The organism is Methylophilus sp. QUAN, from assembly GCF_015354445.1.
Lineage (GTDB): Bacteria > Pseudomonadota > Gammaproteobacteria > Burkholderiales > Methylophilaceae > Methylophilus.
On sequence record NZ_JADKYT010000005.1, the window covers coordinates 1 to 5,664 of the forward strand.

2 tRNA genes and 3 rRNA genes are annotated in these 5,664 nt (G+C 48.2%); all 5 read left to right on the forward strand.

Going from position 1 to position 5,664, the window contains the following annotated elements:
- Positions 1 to 280: 280 nt before the first annotated feature.
- The 5 genes from INP79_RS15390 (at position 281) to rrf (ending at position 5,650) form a co-directional block, all read left to right on the forward strand.
- Positions 281 to 1,819, forward strand: a 16S ribosomal RNA gene (locus INP79_RS15390).
- Between the two features lie 86 nt (positions 1,820 to 1,905).
- Positions 1,906 to 1,982: transfer RNA gene (locus tag INP79_RS15395), tRNA-Ile, on the forward strand.
- A gap of 9 nt (positions 1,983 to 1,991) precedes the next feature.
- A tRNA-Ala gene (locus INP79_RS15400) sits at positions 1,992 to 2,067 on the forward strand.
- 379 nt (positions 2,068 to 2,446) lie between these two features.
- A 23S ribosomal RNA gene (locus INP79_RS15405) occupies positions 2,447 to 5,329 on the forward strand.
- A gap of 207 nt (positions 5,330 to 5,536) precedes the next feature.
- Positions 5,537 to 5,650: ribosomal RNA gene (gene rrf / locus INP79_RS15410) — 5S ribosomal RNA — on the forward strand.
- Together the 16S, 23S and 5S rRNA genes with 2 tRNA genes alongside form the textbook arrangement of a ribosomal RNA operon.
- Positions 5,651 to 5,664: the final 14 nt, after the last annotated feature.

Here is a 5,664-nt window from a genome sequence, read left to right on the forward strand (position 1 = left end):
AAAAACCTCTGTATAATGCGCACCTCGTTACGAAATAACGGTAACGAAAACAGCGAAAAGCTGATGTTCTTTAAAAATTAGGATGACTGATAAGTGTGGGTGTTTGTAGTTGGGTGAAGCGCATTTAATGCGTAGAAACTCAGAAAATACAAATGCTTTACACTTAGATTTATGACAAGTATGTACAGTGTAGTTTACACACATACCTTGAAATGAATTTGAGATATAAGCGAATCGAATACCGCCTCTTAATTGAGGTAAAAAGTAATAGTTAGGAATTAAACTGAAGAGTTTGATCCTGGCTCAGATTGAACGCTGGCGGAATGCTTTACACATGCAAGTCGAACGATGAACCTTAGCTTGCTAAGGGGATTAGTGGCGAACGGGTGAGTAATATATCGGAACGTACCTTGTAATGGGGGATAACTAGTCGAAAGATTAGCTAATACCGCATACGCCCTGAGGGGGAAAGTAGGGGATCTTCGGACCTTACGTTATAAGAGCGGCCGATATCTGATTAGCTAGTTGGTGGGGTAATGGCCTACCAAGGCGACGATCAGTAGCTGGTCTGAGAGGACGACCAGCCACACTGGAACTGAGACACGGTCCAGACTCCTACGGGAGGCAGCAGTGGGGAATTTTGGACAATGGGCGCAAGCCTGATCCAGCCATTCCGCGTGAGTGAAGAAGGCCTTCGGGTTGTAAAGCTCTTTCGCAAGGGAAGAAAACTTACATTCTAATAAAGTGTGAGGCTGACGGTACCTTGATAAGAAGCACCGGCTAACTACGTGCCAGCAGCCGCGGTAATACGTAGGGTGCGAGCGTTAATCGGAATTACTGGGCGTAAAGCGTGCGCAGGCGGTTTTGTAAGTCAGATGTGAAATCCCCGAGCTCAACTTGGGAACTGCGTTTGAAACTACAAGACTAGAATATGTCAGAGGGGGGTAGAATTCCACGTGTAGCAGTGAAATGCGTAGAGATGTGGAGGAATACCAATGGCGAAGGCAGCCCCCTGGGATAATATTGACGCTCATGCACGAAAGCGTGGGGAGCAAACAGGATTAGATACCCTGGTAGTCCACGCCCTAAACGATGTCTACTAGTTGTTGGTGGAGTAAAATCCATGAGTAACGCAGCTAACGCGTGAAGTAGACCGCCTGGGGAGTACGGTCGCAAGATTAAAACTCAAAGGAATTGACGGGGGCCCGCACAAGCGGTGGATTATGTGGATTAATTCGATGCAACGCGAAAAACCTTACCTGGCCTTGACATGCCACTAACGAAGCAGAGATGCATTAGGTGCTCGAAAGAGAAAGTGGACACAGGTGCTGCATGGCTGTCGTCAGCTCGTGTCGTGAGATGTTGGGTTAAGTCCCGCAACGAGCGCAACCCTTGCCATTAATTGCCATCATTTAGTTGGGCACTTTAATGGGACTGCCGGTGACAAACCGGAGGAAGGTGGGGATGACGTCAAGTCCTCATGGCCCTTATGGCCAGGGCTTCACACGTAATACAATGGTCGGTACAGAGAGTTGCCAACCCGCGAGGGGGAGCTAATCTCAGAAAGCCGATCGTAGTCCGGATTGTTCTCTGCAACTCGAGAGCATGAAGTCGGAATCGCTAGTAATCGCGGATCAGCATGTCGCGGTGAATACGTTCCCGGGCCTTGTACACACCGCCCGTCACACCATGGGAGTGGGTTTTACCAGAAGTAGTTAGTCTAACCGCAAGGGGGACGATTACCACGGTAGTATTCATGACTGGGGTGAAGTCGTAACAAGGTAGCCGTATCGGAAGGTGCGGCTGGATCACCTCCTTTCTAGAGAAGATCACTCGGCTTCAAGCATTCACTCTTATCAGTCATCTGAAAATAAGCAGCAACAAAGATTTAGGCAAACCGCCTTAGGGTCTGTAGCTCAGCTGGTTAGAGCACCGTCTTGATAAGGCGGGGGTCGTTGGTTCGAGCCCAACCAGACCCACCACACTTATATGGGGGATTAGCTCAGCTGGGAGAGCACCTGCTTTGCAAGCAGGGGGTCGTCGGTTCGATCCCGTCATCCTCCACCATCAATTGTTGGAAACTTTGTTGCGGTTTAGAGATTAGAAGCAAACGTTAGTTGAAGTTTGAATAGTGTTTGCTTCTGGTTTTTAAACGTTAGTTTAATAACTAAGACTGCTCTTTAACAAAATGGAAGAAGTAAAGGAATATAGGTTGTGTGATGACAACTTATATTCAATGGGCGATATTATTTTTTAACCGGAAATAATATCGATTGATTGCAAAATCATAAATATATTAAACGCAAGTTGAGACGTTTAGATTGTTGAGAAATCAATAATTTAAGCAAATCTAACGAGGTTTGATAGTGCTTTAGAATTACCTGTAACGCGTGTCTCATGCACGACGAAATCTAGATTTAAAAGGGTTTAGGTTTTAACGTTATAGGGTCAAGTGAATAAGTGCATATGGTGGATGCCTTGGCGATATCAGGCGATGAAGGACGTGATAGCCTGCGAAAAGCTTCGGGGAGCTGGCAAATAAGCTTTGATCCGGAGATGTCCGAATGGGGAAACCCGGCCGTAAGGTCATTCTCTTCTGAATATATAGGAAGAGTAAAGCGAACCGAGTGAACTGAAACATCTAAGTAACTCGAGGAAAAGAAATCAACCGAGATTCCGTAAGTAGTGGCGAGCGAACATGGAACAGCCTGTTACTTTTAGCAGACGCGATAGTAGAACGGAATGGAAAGTCCGACCGTAGTGGGTGATAGTCCCGTATACGAAATCCCGTTTGTGGAACTAGGGTAACGAAAAGTAGGGCGGGGCACGAGAAACCTTGTCTGAACATGGGGGGACCATCCTCCAAGGCTAAATACTCGATATCGACCGATAGTGAACCAGTACCGTGAGGGAAAGGCGAAAAGAACCCCGGGAGGGGAGTGAAATAGATCCTGAAACCGTATGCATACAAACAGTGGGAGCCTCGTAAGGGGTGACTGCGTACCTTTTGTATAATGGGTCAGCGACTTACATTCAGTGGCAAGCTTAACCGATAGGGGAGGCGTAGAGAAATCGAGTCCGAATAGGGCGTCTTAGTCGCTGGGTGTAGACCCGAAACCAAGTGATCTATCCATGGCCAGGATGAAGGTGCCGTAACAGGTACTGGAGGTCCGAACCCACAAATGTTGAAAAATTTGGGGATGAGCTGTGGATAGGGGTGAAAGGCTAAACAAACTTGGAGATAGCTGGTTCTCTCCGAAAACTATTTAGGTAGTGCCTCGTATATCATTCTCGGGGGTAGAGCACTGTTATGGCTAGGGGGTTCATAAGAACTTACCAAACCATTGCAAACTCCGAATACTGAGAAATGCAATTACGGGAGACAGTCCATGGGTGCTAACGTCCGTGGACAAGAGGGAAACAACCCAGACCGACAGCTAAGGTCCCAAATGACGTGCTAAGTGGAAAACGAAGTGGGAAGGCATAGACAGCCAGGATGTTGGCTTAGAAGCAGCCATCATTTAAAGAAAGCGTAATAGCTCACTGGTCGAGTCGTCCTGCGCGGAAGATGTAACGGGGCTAAGCACGTAACCGAAGCTTCGGATGCCAGTTTACTGGCATGGTAGGAGAGCGTTCTGTAGGCCTGCGAAGGTGTGCTGTGAGGCATGCTGGAGGTATCAGAAGTGCGAATGCTGACATGAGTAGCGATAAAGGGAGTGAAAAGCTCCCTCGCCGAAAGCCCAAGGTTTCCTGCGCAACGTTCATCGGCGCAGGGTGAGTCGGCCCCTAAGGTGAGGCAGAGATGCGTAGCTGATGGGAAACAGGTTAATATTCCTGTACCTCTATACAATGCGATGTGGGGACGGAGAAGGTTAGGTCAGCCGGGTGTTGGATGTCCCGGTTCAAGCGTGTAGGTTGGTTCTTTAGGCAAATCCGGAGAGCTAAGACTGAGACGTGATAACGAGTCTGCTTGCAGACGAAGTGATTGATACCATGCTTCCAAGAAAAGCCACTAAGCTTCAGTTGTATAAGACCGTACCGCAAACCGACACAGGTGGGCAGGATGAGAATTCTAAGGCGCTTGAGAGAACCCGGGAGAAGGAACTCGGCAAATTAGCACCGTAACTTCGGGAGAAGGTGCGCCCCGGTAACGTGTATAGACTTGCTCTAGAAGCGTGATGGGGTTGCAGTGAAAAGGTGGCTGCGACTGTTTAATAAAAACACAGCACTCTGCAAACACGAAAGTGGACGTATAGGGTGTGACGCCTGCCCGGTGCTGGAAGATTAAATGATGGGGTGCAAGCTCTTGATTGAAGTCCCAGTAAACGGCGGCCGTAACTATAACGGTCCTAAGGTAGCGAAATTCCTTGTCGGGTAAGTTCCGACCCGCACGAATGGCGTAACGATGGCCACACTGTCTCCTCTCGGGACTCAGCGAAGTTGAAATGTTTGTGAAGATGCAATCTCCCCGCGGCTAGACGGAAAGACCCCATGAACCTTTACTGCAGCTTTACATTGGACTTTGACAAGATTTGTGTAGGATAGGTGGGAGACGTTGAAGCGGAGTCGCTAGATTTCGTGGAGTCAACCTTGAAATACCACCCTGATGTTGTTGAGGTTCTAACCTAGGTCCGTAATCCGGACTGGGGACCGTGTATGGTAGGCAGTTTGACTGGGGCGGTCTCCTCCCAAAGAGTAACGGAGGAGTGCGAAGGTAACCTAGGTACGGTCGGAAATCGTACTGATAGTGCAATGGCATAAGGTTGCTTGACTGCGAGACGGACAGGTCGAGCAGGTGCGAAAGCAGGTCATAGTGATCCGGTGGTTCTGTATGGAAGGGCCATCGCTCAACGGATAAAAGGTACTCTGGGGATAACAGGCTGATTCCTCCCAAGAGTTCATATCGACGGGGGAGTTTGGCACCTCGATGTCGGCTCATCACATCCTGGGGCTGTAGCCGGTCCCAAGGGTATGGCTGTTCGCCATTTAAAGTGGTACGTGAGCTGGGTTTAAAACGTCGTGAGACAGTTTGGTCCCTATCTGCCGTGGGCGCTGCAAGTTTGAGGGGACCTGCTCCTAGTACGAGAGGACCGGAGTGGACGCACCTCTGGTGGACCAGTTATCATGCCAATGGTATAGCTGGGTAGCTAAGTGCGGAAGAGATAAACGCTGAAAGCATCTAAGCGTGAAACTCGCCTCGAGATGAGACTTGCCTCTGGCTTTAAGCCAGCTAAAGAGTCGTTCAAGACCAGGACGTTGATAGGTCAGGTGTGGAAGTGCAGTAATGCATTAAGCTAACTGATACTAATTGCTCGTGAGGCTTGATCCTATAACCTTAAAACTTAGACCAAAATCTAAGCCAGGTGTAGTTCAAAGCAATATGATTTGGCAATCATCTAAGATATAGAAACAATATGTTTCGTACCCTAATCCCATTGAAATACTTAAGCCAACAAGCTTAAATCCTTTACTTCTTCCAATTTGTTAAAGCAGGCTGAGCCAAAACTCAGCACCATGCATAACATTACCAGTTATGTTTGGGGACAATAGCGGTTTGGAACCACCCCTTCCCATCTCGAACAGGGCCGTGAAACGAACTTGCGCCAATGATAGTGTACTCTTCGTATGCGAAAGTAGGTCATCCCCAAGCTCCTATTCTAAAAA